The organism is Hymenobacter sp. HSC-4F20 (genome assembly GCF_019599275.1).
Lineage (GTDB): Bacteria > Bacteroidota > Bacteroidia > Cytophagales > Hymenobacteraceae > Hymenobacter.
Map to the genome: position 1 here is coordinate 827,999 of NZ_JAHZTD010000002.1, position 18,317 is coordinate 846,315.

The following is an 18,317-nucleotide window of genomic DNA, read 5'->3' on the forward strand; positions in this document are numbered from 1 at the left end:
CACCGGGGCTACCTAATGCGGCCAGCCCCGGTGGTGTGGCGTGCCGGCTCCTGCTACCTGCCTTTGATTACCTCCAGCCGACGCACGGCCGTTTCGCCGCTCGGAGCCTGGCAGCGCACTATATAGATACCGGCGGCTAGCCCCGCTATATCAAGCTGGTGGCGGCGGGCGGCGGGCGTAGCGGGGCGTACTATCCGGCCAGTCAGGTCGAGCACGGTAGCCCGCACGGGCTGAGGCGCTTCCACCGTTACGGTAGCCACGGCCGGGTTTGGGTACAGCTGCAGGGGTAGGGTTTCGCGGGTAGGCTGCGCGGCCGTGACGAGGCGGTTGCGGGTGCCGAAGCTCATGATGCCCCCGCCTTCCAGCCCCAGGAACAGCTCCGGGGCCCCGTCGCCGGTTACATCGGCGGCCGCGGGAGCGTAGTGGAAGCGCGCGGCCGTCCCGAAGCGCCCAGCCTGGAACTGCCCGACCAGGGGGTTGTAAAACAAATCGGTGCGGGCGGTGAAGGCTCCTGTTAGGGCCCGGTAGTTGGAGAAGAACCGAATCTGCCCCGACGCTTCGGCCGTGAGCAGGTCGGGGCGGCCGTCCCCGTCGAAATCGGCCACGGTAGGGTGCAGGTTGCTGGGCCGGCTGCCGGTGCTGGTTCGCAGCTGCCCAAAGTCAGCTTCTTGCAACACAAAGGTTTGGCTGAGCGCCGCCGCTCCTACGTTGCGGTAGTAGCGCAGGGCCCCGAAGGGAACATCGGCGTAGTTGGTGCCCAGCAGCATGTCTACTCGCCCGTCGGCGTCCACGTCCGTGAAGCAGGGCGCGTCGCCGAGGCTGGTGGGCATGTTGGCCAACGTGCCGGCCGCCACCGGGTTGAACGCGGCCGGCTGGCCGGGCCGGGCCGTGTTGAGCACGTAGTACAGCGCATTTACAGCTCCTTGCGAGGCCGTGGCCCCGGGTCGGGCCGCGGAGTACACCAGGTCCAGGGCTCCGTCCTGGTTCAGGTCAACCAGCGCGGGCTTAAGGAAGATGAACTTGCGGCTAACCAGGCCCAGGTAGTCGTTGCTGACGAGTTGAAAAATGGGCTGGGCGGCCGTGCCGGTGTTGCGGTAGTAGTTCAGACTGGCCCGGTAGGCAGCCGTGGCGTTGTTGCGGCTCACGCCCCCAACCAGCATATCCACCAGCCCGTCGCCGTCTATATCCCCGAAGGCAGGAGCAGCCGTTTCGCTTACGTCCAGCATGTCGCGCTGCAGGAAATCAGTCTGCTCCCGCACCAGGGTAGGTGCCGTGCCCGAGCCCGCGTTGCGGTACAGCCACACCGACTGCCGGGTTTCCACGCTGTCGACGTTGTCGTAGAGGTTGGGAGCCACCAGCACATCGGGACGGCCATCGAAGGTAACGTCGGCGAGGTAAGCGGCCGGAAAGTTCGGGACGCGGGCCGCGGCCGTACCGGCCGGAAAGCCAGTGCTCAGGCCCGCGCTGGTCATCAGGGCCGTTTGGGCGGTGCCGTCGTTGCGCAGGCTCAGCAGCTCGGGGCAGTTGTCGCGGCCGGTCAATACGTCCTGGTCCCCGTCCCCATCAAGGTCCAGCAGGGTAATATTGAAGCCGCCGGTGTGCTGGGGCCGGGGCAGAGGGCGGCACTGGTCGGCGGCAAACACAAAGCTGGTGCAGGCGCTCAGGCAGGCCGCGAAGCCGCCCCAGTAGTAAGAGCCCTGCACAAACTGCAGGCCCCCGCAGGCCCCGGTGCTGCTGTTGCGAAAGTAGTTTACGGCCGGCGCCGACGAGGCAAAGTCGTAGGTCACAATGTCCAGCCGCCCGTCGCCATCCACGTCCCGGATATCGGGCATGTTGTAGCCCCCGGCCGTAATGTTGATGTCGCCGCCCAGCGGGCCGGGCTCGAAGTAGGTAAGCTGGTTGGTAACGAGCTGAAAGCCGGGCCGCCCCTGGGCATCAGGCACGTGGCGGTACACCCGGATGTCGCCGCCGTTGGCGTAGGTAAACAAATCGGGCCGGCCGTCGCAGTCGTAGTCGCGCAGCAGAACCCAGCCTTGCAAGCCGCCCGGAAACAGCATTTCGTACTCGGGGGCGTACTGCCAGGCCCGGCCGCTAGCCTCCGCCACGCTCAGGAACGTAAACACCCGGCCCGCCGCCCGGTCAAACACAAACAGGTCGGGCTGCTGGTCGGCATTGAGGTCGATGTTGGAAAACTGGGGCGAATTCAGCCCACCTGCCCACGGGTTGCGCAGCGTATAGGTGCCGTGCACTACTTTTGCCACGTCCCGGTACTCAAAGCCGAAGGACGCACTGCTCTGGGCCGAAGCCGGCAAGGTGACACCGCTGAGCAGAGCGGCTAGAAGGCGAAGGGTATAGTACTGGCGCATGCATCCGGGCGTTATGGTCCGAGTTTCGAACACACTTCTTCCGCTCTAAGTTACATGCAAAACCGCCTGCCCGACCTCGCGGCGCTTTACCGCCACTACCGCGCCGCCGCGGCCGTCAGCACCGACTCGCGCCAGCCCCAGGACAATACCCTGTTTTTTGCCCTGAATGGCCCCTCTTTCCACGGCCGCGACTTCGCCCCCCAGGCCCTGGCCAAAGGCGCCAGCCACGCCGTAGTGGATGATGAAGCCCTGGCCGCGCGGGACCCCGAGCGCTACACCTTCGCTCCGGACCCGCTGCTGGCCCTGCAGGAACTGGCGCGCTACCACCGTCACCAGCTGATTATGCCCGTGCTGGCCATTACCGGCTCAAACGGCAAGACCACCACTAAAGAGCTGGTGCACGCCGTGCTTAGCCAGCGCTACAAAGTGCAGTACACCCGCGGCAACCTTAACAACCACATTGGCGTGCCCCTGACCTTGCTCAGCATCCGGCCCGGCGAGCATGAGTTGGCTATTGTGGAGATGGGCGCTAACCACCAGGGCGAGATTGACTTGCTCTGCCGCCTGGCCGAGCCTACCCATGGGCTGATTACCAACATCGGCAAGGCTCACCTCGAAGGCTTTGGTGGGGTTGAGGGCATTGTGCGGGGCAAGGGCGAGCTGTTCCGCTTCCTGACCCAGGTGGGCGGGGTTGCTTTCGTGAACACCCTGGATGCCCGCCTGCCAGAGCTGGGCGCAGCCGTGCCGGAGCAGGTGACCTACCCCGGCCCCCTGGATACGTACCCCGCCGAGCTGCTCCGCGCCGATCCGCAGGTAGTACTGCGCCTATTTGAAGGCACCACCGTGGAGGCGCAGATTACGGGCGGCTATAACTTCCCCAATTTGGCGGCCGCCGCCGCCGTGGGCGCCTACTTTCAGGTGGAACCCGCCGCCATTGCGGCCGCGCTGGCAGGCTACGCACCCACCAACAACCGCTCCCAGTTGGTGCGCACGGCCCACAATGAGCTGGTATTGGATGCCTACAATGCCAACCCCAGCAGCATGACGGCCGCCCTGAACAGCTTTGCAGCCCGCCCCGGCAACCCCGCCGACAAGGTGGTAATCCTGGGCGATATGTTCGAGCTGGGCGCGGAAAGCGAGGTAGAGCACCGCGCCATTGGTCAGCTGTTGCGGAGTCTGCCTTTTGGCACCGTCATCCTGGTAGGCCACGACATGCGCCACGCCGCCACCGCTGACGCGGCCTTTTTACACTTTGCTACCAAGCCGGAAGCTGCTGCCTGGCTGCAGGCCCACCCGCTGCGCAACCGCCAGCTGCTCATTAAAGGCTCCCGCGGCATGGGTCTGGAAACCCTGCTGGAGTTGGTGTAAGTGAGATGGTGAAATGATGAGCTAAAAAGCGGCTGTCATCCTGCGCCTAGGCTCAGGATGACAGAACAGAAAATTCACTATCTCACCATTTCATCATCCCACAACTTCACACCCTAAAAAGGACTGTTCAGCTCGGCCAGGGTAGGCAGCACTTGGTCCTTAGCCGATACGGTAGCGTTTTCTACCCCCCATTGAATGCCCAGGGCGGGGTCGTTCCAGAGCAGGCCGCCCTCGGCCTGAGGGGCGTAGTAGTTGGTGCACTTGTACAGAAAGAGGGTGTTGTCTTCCAGGGCCGTGAAGCCGTGGGCAAACCCCGGGGGCACGTAGAGCATGTTGTAGCGCTCCGAGTCCAGCTCTACCATCACGTGCTGGCCGTAGGTAGGCGAGTCCTTGCGAATATCCACAACTACATCAAGGGCGCGGCCTTGGGCCACGCGCACCAGCTTGGCCTGGGTGAAGGGCGGTTTCTGAAAGTGCAGCCCCCGCACCACGCCCCGGTCGGAGCGGGACTGGTTGTCCTGCACCCACTCCCCCACAATGCCCGCCTCGGTCATCTTCTGGGCGCTGAAGGATTCGAAGAAGGCGCCCCGGGCATCGCCAAACACCCGCGGCAGAATTTCCACTACTCCTTGAATAGCAAAGTACTTGAACTCCATATAAGTAGCAACTTGGTGATTGCGCAGCGCAGGGCTGCAAATTAGCCAGAATTATGCGCGGGCAGCGCGAGAACGGGTTACTTCCTGCACTACCCCCAGGTATTTGTCCAGCACGATGCGCTCATCGAACTTTTGCTCAGCCAGGCGGCGGCCGGCCCGGCCCATCTGTTCCAGCTCGGGGGCCGGCAGCTCCAGCACTTGCCGCATCTTGGCGGCCAGGTCCGTAGCATTGCGCACCTCACAGAGCAGGCCGTTCTGGCCGTCCACTACGGTTTCGCGGCAGCCAGGCACGTCGGTGGTTACAATGGGCTTGCCCATAGCCGCCGCTTCGAGCAGGGTTTTGGGCGTGCCTTCACGGTACGATGGCAGCACTACGCAGTCGGCCTGACGAATGTGAGCAGCCACGTCATCGGAGGTACCCAGGTATTCTACATGGCCGGCTTGCAGCCACTGCTCAAACACGGCTCGCTTCACTCCTACCCCTCCTGATTCGTCGATGCCGCCCAGCAGTTGCACGCGGGTACCGGGCCGGGCTTCGCGCACCAACCGGGCCGCCTCAAAATATTCTTCTACTCCTTTTTCGTAGAGCACCCGCGCAATCATCAGGAAGGTGAACGGCTCGTGGCGCACGAACTGCGGGGCGGGCCGAAACCGATGGGTGTCAATGCCCGAGCCGGGCAGTACATCCGTAATTCGTGCTTCCACCAATCCGTGCTGCAGAAACAGCTGCCGGTCATCGTCGTTTTGGAAAAACACCCGCTTCGGAAACTTGAACGCAAAGCGGTACAGGCCCAGGGCCACCCGGCTCACAAAGTTTTTGACGATAAATACCGTACCTAAGCCCGATACGTTGTTGACGCTGGGAATACCCGCCAGCTTGGCGGCAAGGGTGCCGTAGATGTTCGGCTTAATGGTGTAATGCAGCACCACGTCGGGCCGCTCACGGCGGTAGAGACGGTAGAAGCGCCGGGTTAATTGGGCGTCCTTGACCGGGTTAGTGCCTTTGTTCTCCATCAGGATGGGCACGTAGCGGCAGCCTAACTCGGTTTCCAGGCGGGCAGAATAGTCATCGGGCGGGGCAATAGCCAGCACCTCGTGCCCGGCAGCCTGCAAGGCCCGCACCAGGCTGCGCCGAAAGTTCCAGATGTTCCAACTGGTGTTAATTACAATGGCAACGCGCATTCTTGGGGTATCAGGGGCTAGGAAGAGAGTGCAAAGGTACGAGGGTGAGGCCGCTAGGTTCTACTCCCGGAAAATAAGCTTCTGCCCGCGGCCTGCTCCATGCTGCCCGGTCTGCTATTCCCGCCCGGGCCCTTTTATCTTTGCTTTTCTATGACTGCTTTTTCGTTTGTGCTACGCTTGCACGGGCTGGTGCTACTGGCCTTTTTATTGTTTTACGCCTGTAAAGCGGGGCTGCTGCTCACTGGCCGCCTCGATACGCTCCGGGCAGTGCGGGCCCGCACCCGTATCGTCGACTCCGGGCTGGGCCTACTGATTCTGGTTTCCGGTGGGGTACTGCTGGCCTGGTATCCGGGCACCGTGCCGGGGTGGCTGTGGCTGAAGCTGGCCCTGGTGCTGGTGCTGCTCCCGCTGGCCATTGCCGCCATGCGCCGGCAGTTCAAGCCGGGCGTGGTCCTGACGTTCCTGGGCTTCCTCTACGTGTATGGCTTGTCGGAAACCGGCTCCCCCACGCTGCAGCGAGCCTCGGCGCGGGCCACCGGGTACGCCGTTCCCCCTGGGGTGGCCGAGGCCGTAGCCACCCCGGAGGCAGTAGCTCCCGTTGATACTACCGTAGCCGCCCGGAAGCTGTCGGCAACCGATTCGGCTACGCTGGCCGCGGCGGCCGTACCCGCCGCCGATGCGCAGGCTCCCGCGCCGCTGCTGGCAGGCCAGGCGCTGTTCAGCCAGCGCTGCGCCGCCTGCCACGGCCCCGACGGCAAGCTGGGCCGCAACGGGGCCCACGACCTAACCAAAAGCAACCTGAATACCGCCGGCCGCGTGTACATGGTAACCAACGGCCTCGGCAAGATGCCAGGCTTCAAGGATCAACTCACCGAAGAGCAAATCCGGCAAGTGGCGGAATACTCCCTTACCCTCCGGTAAGACGGGCCGTACACGCGCCGCTACCTCCCGCCCTTTACCTTTCCCACTATGGCCAAAGAATCTAAACGCCGCCAGAACAGCACCCGCCACCCCGGCGCCTTCGATACCGTGAAAGGCCGGGCCGGCCGTATCTTGGCCCAGGGCAAGAAAGACGCTACCTACGAAACCACGGCCGAGGCTGAAACCGCCGTGCTGGTAGCCGTACCCGACAAACGGCAGGCCGATGCCCGCACCCAGGAGTACCTCGATGAGCTGGCATTTCTGGCCGAAACAGCCGGCGCTACCGTGACCAAGCGCTTTGTGCAGCGCCTGGAAAAACCCGACATCCGCACGTTTGTGGGCGAGGGCAAACTGGAGGAAATTAAGGCCTACGTGCAGCACACGAATGCCAGCATGGTCATTTTCGACGATGACCTCTCCCCTTCCCAACTGCGCAACCTGGAGGCGGAGCTCAAGGTCAAAATCGTGGACCGCTCCCTGCTCATCATTGACATTTTCGCCCAGCGGGCCAAAACGGCTACCGCCCGCGCCCAGGTAGAGCTGGCCCAGTACCAGTACCTGCTGCCCCGCCTCACGGGCCTCTGGACTCACTTGGACAAGCAGCGCGGGGGCGGCGTGGCCCAGCGCGGACCGGGGGAAACGGAAATTGAGACGGACCGCCGCGTAGTGCGCGACCGAATAGCCTTTCTCAAGGACCGCCTCAAGGAGCTGGACAAGCAGAGCCATACCCAACGCAAGGCCCGTACTGGCATTGTGCGCGTAGCCCTAGTGGGCTACACCAACGTGGGCAAGAGTACTATTATGAACCTGCTGAGCCGGGCCGATGTATTCGCCGAGAACAAGCTTTTCGCTACCGTCGACTCTACGGTGCGCAAGGTGGTGCTGGACACGCTGCCCTTCCTGCTCTCTGACACCGTTGGGTTTATCCGCAAGCTGCCCACTCGCCTGATTGAAAGCTTCAAAAGCACCCTGGATGAAATCAGGGAAGCCGATTTGCTGGTGCACGTGGTGGACATCTCCCACCCCACCTTCGAGGAGCAGATTGAGGTAGTCAACGAAACGCTCAAGGACATTGAAGCCGCCGACAAGCCCATGCTGTTGGTCTTCAATAAGATAGATCAGTACACCTCTGAGCCGGTTGTAGACCACCACGGGGGCTTCGAGGAAATGAACACTGATGAAGAAGACGCTCTACCTAAGCGGCCCACGCTGGAGCAACTCAAGGCCACCTACATGGCCCGCCTGCACGACCCGGTGATTTTCATTTCGGCGCAGGAACGCGAAAACATTGATGAGCTGCGGGCCCTGCTCACGCGCCACGTGTCGGCTCTCTACCAGGAGCGCTACCCGGCCGTGCAGCCCATATCTGAGGAACCAGAAGCGTAGGTACGTCCGTCATAGAGCAATGAATTGCCACAGAAGGCCCGGCGTATACGCCGGGCCTTCTGTGTTAAAAATACTCTACATCGGCCTATTATCTTAAATAATTTTCATGAAACGCAACATTATATTAACAATAAAGTAATAGTTGCCTACATTTAGTAATAGTTTCGTTTCCCTTCCACAACCACTTCTGTGTACATGAAAAAAACGTTTTACTCGCTCACATTGGGTCTGGCTTGCATGGCAACGGTCGCTTCGGCCCAGCAAGGCCAACTGGGAAATATCGCCGACCGTCTGGCGGCAGCACCTCAATCGCGCCAGTGCGCTACCATGGATGTGCTGAATGCTCAGCTAGCCGCCGATCCGGGCCTGGCCAAGCGCATGGAAAACATCGAGGCCCAGACCCGGCAGTTTGTCAGCAACCCGGCGGCTAAGCGCACCACGGCCGCTATTACTATTCCGGTAGTGGTACACGTGCTGTATAATACGGCCGCCCAAAATGTCTCCGACGCGCAGGTGCAAGCCCAGATTGACGTGCTGAATCAGGACTACGCCAAGCTCAACCCCGATGCCAGCCTGATACCGGCGGCCTTTGCCGGGCTGGCTGCCAACACCAACATTCAGTTTACCCTGGCCAAGCGCACGCCTACCGGGGCCGCTACCACCGGCATTATCCACAAATCGACGAAGGTTAGCTCCTGGAGCAGCAACGACGCGGTAAAAAACTCCAAGCGCGGCGGCGACGATGCCTGGGACGCCAGTAAGTACCTCAACATCTGGGTGTGCAACCTGGGCCAGGGCCTGCTGGGCTACGCCCAGTTCCCGGGCGGGGCGGCCAGCACCGACGGCGTAGTAGTACTGTACTCCTCTCTGCCCGGCGGCACGGCCAAGCCCTATGACAAAGGCCGGACGGCGACGCACGAGGTAGGGCACTGGCTGAACCTGCGCCACATCTGGGGCGACGCCAGCTGCGGCAACGACCTGGTCTCGGACACGCCTACCCAGCAGACCAGCAACTACGGCTGCCCCTCCTTCCCCCACGTGACCTGCTCCAACGGCAGCAACGGCGACATGTTCATGAACTACATGGACTACACCGACGATGCCTGCATGTACATGTTCTCCAACGGCCAGTCGGCCCGCATGAACGCTCTGTTTGCTGCCGGCGGCGCCCGCGCCTCCCTGGCTACCTCCACCGGCGGTACGGCCCCACTGCTGGCCGCCACCTCGCCCGAGTCGCTGACGGTGTACCCGAACCCGGCCACCGACCAGCTCACCATCCGGACGGGCCTGAACACGCCGGCGAGCAACTGGCAGGCCAAGGTGTACGACCTGCGCGGCTTTGAGATGAAACAGGCCCGCCCAACCACCGACGGCAGCGTGGATGTTTCCAGCCTGCCCAACGGCCTCTATCATCTCGTTTTGAGCAACGGCCAGTCGACCCAGCACCAGAGCTTCCGCAAGGAATAGGCTACTTGGCATCAGCTACTTGCTACAAAGTCCGACTGGCTCCGGCTGGCCGGACTTTGTATTTATTGGAGAGCTGGTTTCATACCGGGAATCAGCGCTTTGGTCAGTATTTACATATTTTATCAATAAACAGCTTATATATTTACATATTATCAATAATTTAGCTTTCTGACCTCCTTTTCTCACAACCACCACACCTGTTTACCCACGCCTCTTTTTACCTACCCTTCCACAACCAAAACCCCTTTCTATGAAAAAAACAATGTACGCCTTAGCCCTGGCCGGCCTCGGACTGGGCCTTCCTCTTACGGCCGAAGCCCAAACGGTACGCCAGTGCGCCACCATGGAAAACCTGGCTGCCCAGGTTGCCGCTGACCCGGCCCTGGCCCAACGCCTGGCCGCCATCGAAGGTCAAACCCAGCAGTTTGTCGGCAACCCGGCAGCCAAGCGCAGCACGGCGGTAATTACCATTCCGGTGGTGGTGCACGTGCTGTATAACACCACGGCGCAAAACATTTCCGACGCGCAGATTCAGTCGCAGATTGCCGTGCTGAACGAGGATTTCAGCAAAACCAACGCCGACGCGAGCAAAACGCCGGCGGCCTTTGCCGGCCTGGCGGCCAACGCCAACCTTCAGTTTGTGCTGGCCAAGCAAACACCTACGGGAGCAGCTACCACGGGCATTGAGCGGAAATCGACCACGAAAACCAGCTGGGCTACCGACGACGCTATGAAGAGCACCGCTACGGGTGGCCTCAATGCCTGGGATGCCAGCAAGTACCTGAACCTGTGGGTGTGCAACCTCTCGGGCGGAATACTGGGCTACGCCCAGTTCCCGGGCGGGGCGGCCAGCACCGACGGCGTAGTTATCCTGACCTCGGCCTTCGGCCGCGGCGGGTCTTCGTCGGCACCGTTTAACCTGGGCCGGACGGCAACGCACGAGGTAGGGCACTGGCTGAACCTGCGCCACATCTGGGGCGACGCCAGCTGCGGCAACGACCTGGTCTCGGACACGCCTACCCAGCAGACCAGCAACTACGGCTGCCCCTCCTTCCCCCACGTGACCTGCTCCAACGGCAGCAACGGCGACATGTTCATGAACTACATGGACTACACCGACGATGCCTGCATGTACATGTTCTCCAACGGCCAGTCGGCCCGCATGAACGCTCTGTTTGCTGCCGGCGGCGCCCGCGCCTCCCTGGCTACCTCCACCGGCGGTACGGCACCCGGGGGCACTACCCCTACCCCCACCACACCTACCTACTGCGCCTCCAAAGGGGGTAACACTTCGTATGAATGGATTGACCTGGTGCAGTTGGGTGCTATCAGCCGCACCTCGGGCGCTAACGCCGGCTACTACGATGGTACGGCGCTGGGCACTACCGTAGCAGCAGGCTCCACGCAAACCATCAGCTACTCGGCCGGCTACGCCTCCACGGCCTACACCGAGTACTGGAAAGTGTACATCGACTACAACCAGGACGGCGACTTTACCGACTCGGGCGAACTGGTAGCCAGCCGCAGCAGCGCTTCGGCCAGCACCTTAACCAGCACGTTTACGGTACCCGCTACGGCCAAAACCGGTAAAACCCGCCTGCGCATTGTAATGAGCGACGCCTCGGCCACTACCAGCTGCGGCAGCTACAGCTACGGCGAAACGGAGGATTACAGCATTACCGTTTCGGGTGGCACGGCCCGTCAGTCGGGCGAAGCCGTGGCTACCGGCTACCGTATTTTCCCTAACCCGGCTACCGACGTGCTGAACCTGGAAATTCCGGCTTCTATTAGCACCAGTGCCCTGTCCGTGCGGGTGTTCGACGTACGCGGGGCCGAGATGAAGCAGGTAGGCTTCGATGGCAACCTGCTTAGCATTGGGCAGCTGGCTAAGGGCGTGTACACCCTGCGCATTGCCGATGGCCAACAGGTAACGCATCAGCGCTTTATCAAAGAGTAAATCTGACTTTTCCGCGGCAGTCTGGCCCGTCCTTGAGCCGGGCCGGACTGCCGCGTAGGAGCCGCTAAAGCTTTTCAGAAGAGCAGAGAGGTTCAAGTAACGGCTACATCCGGCAGTCGAACCGGCCCTGCGTCACTTTCAGCGAATCGCAGCCGGGTGTATATAGTGTGTAGTGAAAGGTGCCCGACACGATACCTGCCGCTTCATCCAGGCGCGTGAGCGTGAGGCTGCCGTTGCGATAGGTAGTGGCGCTATCCTGGCTGCTGAAATAACAATTCGTTTTAAAGTCATGCAGGTAAGCCCGGCTGTGCTGATTACGTTTAAATGAGTAGGTACCCGGGCCGTGGAGTTGTCGGACAAAGAGAATCATGTACTGCTGCGTGTTCGGCTTCTTTACATCGGTGTACCGATAGGTACGGATATCGAGCACGCCTCCCGCTGTGGTCTTATCATAGCTGACGACCAGGTTGCCTACCTGATTGCCGTCGCCTCCGTTCGGCGTCCAGACCTTTCCATTCACCAAGCAGCCAAAGGTGTTGGCGCCTGTTTGCGTGACGGGAGGGAGTTGGCTTTCGGGAGATGCATCCTTTTTAGCACAGGCAACCAGCACAGAAAGGCTACTCAGTAGAAGATAGAGGGGTCGCATGTTGGAATATATTAAGCGGTATGGCCAGCAGATACCAGACGTCCTTCTGTATTTCTATTCATACCTCTGTCTGGAAGACGCAGTTCTATACCCGTAAAGCTCACCTGCTACGGGCTGCATTGATGGTGAAGCACACTAGGTAGCAGGGCAAGAGCAGATAAACATGGGAATAAAATTGTCCTCATCCTGACTGTGGCTGAACACAGCGGTATGGCAAAATGGAAAATAGCTGGTAGTAGCTAAGATAATCCGGATGCACTGTTTACCCGTGAGCAACTGCGGCAATGCTCTGGCCCTTACTATGCTCCGCCGCACAACCGGGTGTTACCGCAGCACTAGAAGAAAGGGCCGCGGAACAGGCCACTGATTGTAAACGCACTAGCGCCCCGGAGCGTGTAGAAGCTAAGTTGTAACAAGCGCCGGAGAAACGCTTCACACAGGGCCTGTTGCTACGGCCGACAACAGCGTCTGGCCGGCGCCGCTGCCACGCGAATACTCCCCTGAGAAAGGATGCTGCATTTTCCTGACCTGAACCGGCCGGGCTGACCAACTACCCCTACTAAGTGGTTTGGATAAGGCCGGAAGAGCCGTGGGAGAACTGGAACGGCTGAGGCTTTTGGCGTTGCCCTGGTAGCAGGTAGCTGCTGGTGTGCTACGCCACAGCTATATGAGCCGTTCCCGTAACTGGCACCAGCTTGAACTGCCTCCCGCATACAACCAAGATCCGTCCGAGCTGGGCGGGTCTTTTTTATTCCCGGCCCGATTTTGGGTTGCCGCGCTGCCCGGACAAAACTTTTTCCGGACGCCACAGTAAAGAGGCCTGCTACCCGTTTCCCCTCCCTACCATGAAGACGCTGTACCTGATGCGCCACGCTAAATCCAGCTGGAGCTTCGATGACTTAACCGATAAGGAGCGCCCGCTCAACGACCGGGGCCGCGACGATGCGCCCATGATGGGGCAGGCGCTGGCCAAGCGCAACATTCAGCTGGATTTGCTGCTCTCCTCGCCGGCCGTCCGGGCCCTGAGCACGGCCGCCCTGGTGGCGCACGAGCTGGACTACCCGGCCGACAGAGTGGCAGTGGAAGAACGCATTTACGAGGCTACCGTGCCGGACTTGCTGACCGTGGTGCGCCACTGCCCCGACGAGGCCGACTCGGTGCTGCTGGTGGGCCATAACCCTACCATCACCGACTTCGCCAATGTGCTCTCACCCAGCACTATTCCTGATATGCCCACCGCGGCTATTGTGTGCCTGAAGTTTGCGTGCGCCCGCTGGGCTGATATTGACCGCGCCAACGCCGAGTACTACTTCTACGACCACCCCAAAAATAACTAGGATCTTGTGGTCTTAGCGTCTTGGGGGCTTGAGTGATGTTCCAGCAAACAAGTAAAAGAACGTCAACTACGCCCCCAGAACCCCAAGCCCCCAAGCCCCCAAACTGCCATGTCCGAAACCACACAGGCGCAGCCCCAGCTGCTGAACCGGGAACTGAGCTGGCTGGCATTCAACCGCCGGGTACTGCAGGAAGCACAGAACCCCGAGGTGCCTCTGCTGGAGCGCATTAAGTTTTTGGCCATCTTCAGCAGCAACCTCGATGAGTACTTTAAAGTGCGCGTAGCTACCCTGCGGCGCTTGGTAAAGCTCAAGAAAAAAACCCGGGCCAAGCTGGGTGAAGACCCTGCCGAGCAGCTACAGGACCTGCTGGCGGAAGTGAGCCGCCAACAGCAGGAGTTCGGCGACACGTTCCGCAACAGCATCCTGCCCGAGCTGCGCGCCCAGCACATTCACCTGGTGTCGGAGCACGACCTGACGGTAGAGCAGCGCGCTTGGGTGCAGAACTACTTCCGCCAGCATGTGCAGGACTTGCTGTCCCCCATCATCCTCGACGATAACCTGCACCACCTGTTCCTGCGCGACCAGAGCGTGTACCTGACGTTTTTGCTAAGCCAGCCCGAGAACCGCAAAAAGCAAGACGAAGAGCGGGTAGTGGTCATGGAGCTGCCCACCAAGCGCCACGGCAGCCGGTTTGTGCAGTTGCCGGCCCAGGGCGACGACAAGTTTGTGATGTTTCTGGACGACGTGATACGCTGCTGCGCCCAGGAGTTGTTTCCGCGCTACCAGAAAGTGCAGGTGCACGCCATTAAGCTTTCCCGCGACGCCGAGCTGGACATTCAAGAAGAAGTGTCGGGCAACATGCTGGCCAAGATTAAGAGCAGCCTGCAAAAGCGCGAAACCGGCTACCCTGCCCGCTTGCTTTACGACCCGGCCATGCCCCGGGAAGTATTGCGGGCCGTGATGCAGAAGACCGGCATCAGCAAGGAAGAGCTGGTAGAGGGCAGCCGCTACCACAACTTCCGCGACTTTTTCGGTTTCCCCGATTTTGGCTTGGCCCAGCTCCAGTACGAGCCCATGCCGCCCCTGCCCCACCCTACCCTACCCCGCACCGGCAAGCTGCTACCCGCTATTGCTGAGCGCGACCATCTGCTGCATCCGCCCTACCAGTCGTTCGACTACGTCACGCGCCTGATTACCGAAGCGGCGCAGGATCCGCTGGTTAGCGGTATTAGCATCACGCTGTACCGGGTGGCAGGCAAGAGTGAGGTAGCCAAAGCCCTCCTGAAAGCCGCCAAGAATGGCAAGCAGGTTACGGTAGTGGTGGAGCTGAAAGCCCGCTTTGACGAGGAAAGCAATATGTTCTGGGCTGAGAAGCTTCAGAAGGCCGGGGCCAACGTTATCTATGGCATTCCGGAGCTGAAGGTACACAGCAAGCTGCTGCTGATTACCCGCGCCGAGCAGGACCAGAACCGGCTGTACGCCTACCTGAGCACGGGCAACTTCAACGAGAAAACCAGCGAGCTATACGCCGACCACGGCCTGTTTACGAGCAACCCGGAAATCACGCGCGAGGTAGTAGAGGTATTCCGCTATTTCCACGACCGCCAAGACAAGGCCGGCCACTTCCAGCACCTGCTGGTGGCCCCTTTCGAGCTGCGCGAGAAACTGAATGCCCTCATCGACCACGAAATAGACTTAGCCAGCCAGGGCCAGGACGCTTATATTATCCTTAAGCTGAATGCCTTGCAGGATGAGCGCATGATTCTCAAACTCTACGAGGCCAGCCGGGCCGGCGTCCGGATTGAACTGCTGATCCGGGGAATTTCCTGCCTGATTCCGGAGTTGGCCGGGCAAAGCGAGAACATCCGGCAGCGCGGCATGGTCGACCGGTTTCTGGAACACGCCCGGGTGTATGTATTCGGCAACGGAGGCCAGGAAAAGGTGTACGTAGCTTCTTCTGACTGGATGGCCCGCAACCTTGACCGGCGCGTGGAGGTGGCTTTTCCCATCTTGCAAGACGATTTACGGGCTGAAGTGCGCCATCTGCTGGATTTGCAGCGCCAGGATAACGTGAAGGCCCGCGACTTCCACAACCGCTTTATCGGCCCCGAGGACACGGCTGCCGCCCGCATCCGCTCGCAGTTTGATACCTATGAGTACCTGAAGAGCCTGGGTAAAAAGAAGCGTAAGTAGTTACCGCCCGCCGGTTAGCCACTTTGGCTACTGCATGCCACATAGTATTTGTACACTACCAGCTCCTGCCAATACGGGCAGGAGCTTTTTTTGTCTGCTAGCTGACTGGGTTGCTTAAGCAAGCAGAAACATAACCCCAAGTCAGCAACTCCTCCGGCAGAAAGCCCGTAGCTTTGAACAGCACGCCTGTATTGCCTGTTTATAGATTTGCTTGTAGCTGATCTGGGCAATACGGCATGGTTTTTTCAGCCGTACACCTTTCACTCTGATTCTATTCACATGAACTATATCCCTTCTAACACCTTAGCCCCCAACCGGGGTATGGCAGCCACGCAACACGAACTAAAAGTATGGCCCGCGTGCTTTGCGGCGGTGCTAACTGGGAGCAAGACCTTCGACGTTCGGTTCAACGACCGAAACTTTCAGATAGGCGACGCTCTGCTTCTGCGCGAATACGAGCCGGAAAGCGAGCAATACAGTGGCCGCACTACCGCGCGGTGGGTAAGCTACCTGTTGCAAGGCGGCTCTTTTGGCATCGAGACGGGCTGGTGTGTGCTGGGCCTCTCAGAACATCCTCCGCTGCCCTCCGGCATTAGTGATACGCGCCTGTGGTAGCGCCTGCTGCTCTGCCCTAACGGCCCCCGCTACACGGGGGCCGTTTTTGTGTAGGGACATGCCCTTTTCCGGCTACCCTACCGGCCGCCTTGCAGCCGTTGCCTGGGCGGCCTGCCCCCACCCACCTTATTCCGCTAAAAGCAGCCTTGACAAGGCAAGCCGCATTGGGTATAGCTTGTGGGCTAGCTGTGAGCCTGCATGTGCTGCAACCATTCTTCGGCAGAAGCCACGTCGTCGAAAAGCTGAAGGTGCAGCGTGTCGCCGAAGGAAGTGCCCGATAAACTGGCGGCTTGATCCAGCAGGTCTTGGGGCTGGGCCACATGGGCAATATAGCGCAGGCCCAGGCGCTCGGCCTGGGGTGCCCACACGCTGCGCAGCCACTCCACCGAATCGAACCAGGGACCAGAAAGACGGCTGTTGTCGTTTAGCAGGTAGGGGCAGCGCAACCCTTGCATGGCCTGCAGGTAGCGGGCGGCACCGTTGTAAGCTTCTGTCGGGTCGACGTAGCCGAGCCAGATAGCACGCAACCAGCCGTTGGCTTCATCAAAATCTAGTTCGCAACTGCTGCCGTCGCGCAAGTCCGTATGCTTCGTGATTTGCATGGGAAAGAAGGAAGGGAGAGAAAGCTGCTACGTAAGTAGCCCGGGGGCAGGTTGCTATGGTTCAGGTTGCCCTATAGAATAACAGCAGCGGCCCGCTATATTGTAGCAGGCCGCTGCTGTTATTCTAATCTAAAACTACCGGGGCAACAAAGTAGCGGAAGTACGCCAAGAAAGCCAGCCTCGGCCAACATCACGGCCTCGCCCACACTGCCTTGGGCTGCGCTCGGCCGGGCTCTAGCACTGCGCGTCCTGCCACGCAAAAGTACCCGGCAAGCACGGGCTTGTTAAGGCCGTTCCTGGTCCAGGCCGGCAGGCTTATTTGTCCACGGTTTTCTTCAGGAACTTGCGTGGGGGCACAATAAACAGTTCCAGAGAGGCGTAAGGTGCCCCTGCCAGCTTGCTGTCGATGATTTTGACGCGGTTATCGTTGGTACGGTCGAAGGCATCGAAGGCGTAATTGTAGCGGTAGCCGCCTTCCAGCCCGAACCAGAGGAAATCGTAGATTTCCCGCTCCCAGCGGCCCCGGAACTTCACTTCGGTTTCGCGTAGCTCCAGAGTACGCAGGTCAATGGCATTTTCGCGGCGCAGGGGCTCCCGCAGCTTAATAATGTAGTTGAGGCCATCAACGGAATAGCCTGCAAAGAACAAGGAGCGGGGCGAGGCATTGTAGCGGGCGGTTACGCGGGCCGGGAACAGGGCCTCCACTCCCCAGTGGTTGCTGAAGGTACGGTTATACAGCACGGCCGGGTAGATGCTTTGCCGCCCGAAGGTATACCCCAGCTGTACGCCTACCCCCCACGAGAAGGTAGGGCTGCGTTTCCACCCGTACAGAAACTCCGACGACACGCGCAGGTAGTCGCGCACACTCAGTTCCGATGAGGTATAGTCGCCGCTCAGCTCGCCCTTCACCCGAAAGATGTACCAGTTCTCCTCATTCACTGGCCGAATCACGGCTAGCTGGGTACCCAGGGTTTTGAGGCCTTTGTCCTCGATGTTGTCGTACAGCTCGTAGCCGGTCGGAAACTGCCGGAACTTGAATTCTTCCCGCTCATAGTTTACCCCCAGAATTAACTTCAGGTGCGGGTGGTTAAGCATCGGGATATAGCCTTTGATAACAAGCCGGGCGTTTTTAGTGGCCTGGGAGTTATAATCCTGCAAGCCCACTACTTTCCCATCAGAGGCTACATTAAACCGTGGCACCCGCTCGTAGTGGAAAATCAGCCCCTTGCTGGGCCCCATGCCCACCACCGAAGGAGTTGCAAACTCCTGGGCATTAGCCGCAGCCGTGGTGTCGCCGACGGGGGGAGCAGGCGGGGGGTAGACAGGTGGCGAAGTGGGCGTAATCTGGGCTTGGGCAGCACCGGCGCACAGCACCGCTACTGAGGCCGCCAAGGGCCGCAGCAACCGCAACGTCGAAGCGGAGAATACTATCATACGGGTGGAAGGCAAGAAATAAAACCGGCGAAAAGACGTCCGGCTAGCCTTAACGTCTTTTCGCGAAAAAAGATGAGGTACTACCCTGAACTAGCGTGCTGCCGAAACGATGCGTTTTCTTGCCGTCGTACTAAAGCACGAAGCCACCCTTTCGCCCTACCACCTAGCCTGCTAACGCAAGAATCCC

General features: G+C 60.3%; 14 protein-coding genes. 8 read left to right on the forward strand and 6 right to left on the reverse strand.

Features of this window, described 5'->3' with window-relative positions:
• Window positions 1-53 precede the first annotated feature (53 nt).
• Window positions 54-2,366 (reverse strand): T9SS type A sorting domain-containing protein, encoded by a 2,313-nt coding sequence (locus tag K3G63_RS13300; RefSeq protein WP_220614585.1) that lies wholly within the window; start codon window positions 2,364-2,366, stop codon window positions 54-56.
• A gap of 54 nt (window positions 2,367-2,420) precedes the next feature.
• Between K3G63_RS13300 and murF the strand changes: the two genes are divergently transcribed.
• The gene (murF, locus tag K3G63_RS13305) at window positions 2,421-3,734 is read left to right on the forward strand and encodes a UDP-N-acetylmuramoyl-tripeptide--D-alanyl-D-alanine ligase (protein ID WP_220614586.1); all 1,314 of its coding nucleotides are present in this window, start codon (window positions 2,421-2,423) and stop codon (window positions 3,732-3,734) included.
• 113 nt (window positions 3,735-3,847) lie between these two features.
• On the opposite strand, the gene rfbC is transcribed toward murF, so the two are convergent.
• Window positions 3,848-4,390 carry a dTDP-4-dehydrorhamnose 3,5-epimerase gene (gene rfbC, locus K3G63_RS13310; protein ID WP_220614587.1) on the reverse strand — a complete coding sequence of 181 codons (543 nt, stop codon included), beginning with the start codon at window positions 4,388-4,390 and terminating at the stop codon, window positions 3,848-3,850.
• Window positions 4,391-4,441: 51 nt separating this feature from the next.
• Window positions 4,442-5,572, reverse strand: a complete 1,131-nt coding sequence (locus K3G63_RS13315; protein ID WP_220614588.1) for a glycosyltransferase family 4 protein — start codon at window positions 5,570-5,572, stop codon at window positions 4,442-4,444.
• Between the two features lie 150 nt (window positions 5,573-5,722).
• Here K3G63_RS13315 and K3G63_RS13320 point away from each other — a divergent pair, with 150 nt between their 5' ends.
• The 4 genes from K3G63_RS13320 to K3G63_RS23080 all read left to right on the forward strand — a co-directional run bounded on the left by K3G63_RS13320 (window position 5,723) and on the right by K3G63_RS23080 (window position 11,303).
• Window positions 5,723-6,493, forward strand: a complete 771-nt coding sequence (locus K3G63_RS13320; protein ID WP_220614589.1) for a cytochrome c — start codon at window positions 5,723-5,725, stop codon at window positions 6,491-6,493.
• Between the two features lie 48 nt (window positions 6,494-6,541).
• Window positions 6,542-7,879 (forward strand): GTPase HflX, encoded by a 1,338-nt coding sequence (gene hflX, locus K3G63_RS13325; RefSeq protein WP_220614590.1) that lies wholly within the window; start codon window positions 6,542-6,544, stop codon window positions 7,877-7,879.
• Window positions 7,880-8,074: 195 nt separating this feature from the next.
• The gene (locus tag K3G63_RS13330) at window positions 8,075-9,346 is read left to right on the forward strand and encodes a M43 family zinc metalloprotease (protein ID WP_220614591.1); all 1,272 of its coding nucleotides are present in this window, start codon (window positions 8,075-8,077) and stop codon (window positions 9,344-9,346) included.
• 250 nt (window positions 9,347-9,596) lie between these two features.
• Window positions 9,597-11,303, forward strand: coding sequence for a GEVED domain-containing protein (locus K3G63_RS23080; RefSeq protein ID WP_220614592.1), 1,707 nt, complete (start codon window positions 9,597-9,599; stop codon window positions 11,301-11,303).
• Window positions 11,304-11,406: 103 nt separating this feature from the next.
• Here K3G63_RS23080 and K3G63_RS13340 read toward each other — a convergent pair whose 3' ends face one another.
• Window positions 11,407-11,949, reverse strand: coding sequence for a DUF6252 family protein (locus tag K3G63_RS13340; protein ID WP_220614593.1), 543 nt, complete (start codon window positions 11,947-11,949; stop codon window positions 11,407-11,409).
• A gap of 845 nt (window positions 11,950-12,794) precedes the next feature.
• On the opposite strand from K3G63_RS13340, the gene K3G63_RS13345 reads away from it, so the two are divergent.
• The 3 genes from K3G63_RS13345 to K3G63_RS13355 all read left to right on the forward strand — a co-directional run bounded on the left by K3G63_RS13345 (window position 12,795) and on the right by K3G63_RS13355 (window position 16,094).
• Window positions 12,795-13,286, forward strand: coding sequence for a histidine phosphatase family protein (locus tag K3G63_RS13345; RefSeq protein WP_220614594.1), 492 nt, complete (start codon window positions 12,795-12,797; stop codon window positions 13,284-13,286).
• A gap of 108 nt (window positions 13,287-13,394) precedes the next feature.
• On the forward strand, window positions 13,395-15,479 hold the full coding sequence (ppk1, locus tag K3G63_RS13350; protein ID WP_220614595.1) for a polyphosphate kinase 1: 2,085 nt from the start codon (window positions 13,395-13,397) through the stop codon (window positions 15,477-15,479).
• A 279-nt stretch (window positions 15,480-15,758) separates the two neighbouring features.
• Complete coding sequence (locus K3G63_RS13355; RefSeq protein WP_220614596.1) at window positions 15,759-16,094, forward strand: ASCH/PUA domain-containing protein; 336 nt, start codon at window positions 15,759-15,761, stop codon at window positions 16,092-16,094.
• A 182-nt stretch (window positions 16,095-16,276) separates the two neighbouring features.
• Here the strand turns inward: K3G63_RS13355 and K3G63_RS13360 are convergent, their stop codons facing one another.
• Window positions 16,277-16,696, reverse strand: a complete 420-nt coding sequence (locus tag K3G63_RS13360; protein ID WP_220614597.1) for a hypothetical protein — start codon at window positions 16,694-16,696, stop codon at window positions 16,277-16,279.
• A gap of 315 nt (window positions 16,697-17,011) precedes the next feature.
• On the reverse strand, window positions 17,012-18,130 hold the full coding sequence (locus K3G63_RS13365) for a DUF6268 family outer membrane beta-barrel protein (protein WP_220614598.1): 1,119 nt from the start codon (window positions 18,128-18,130) through the stop codon (window positions 17,012-17,014).
• Window positions 18,131-18,317: the final 187 nt, after the last annotated feature.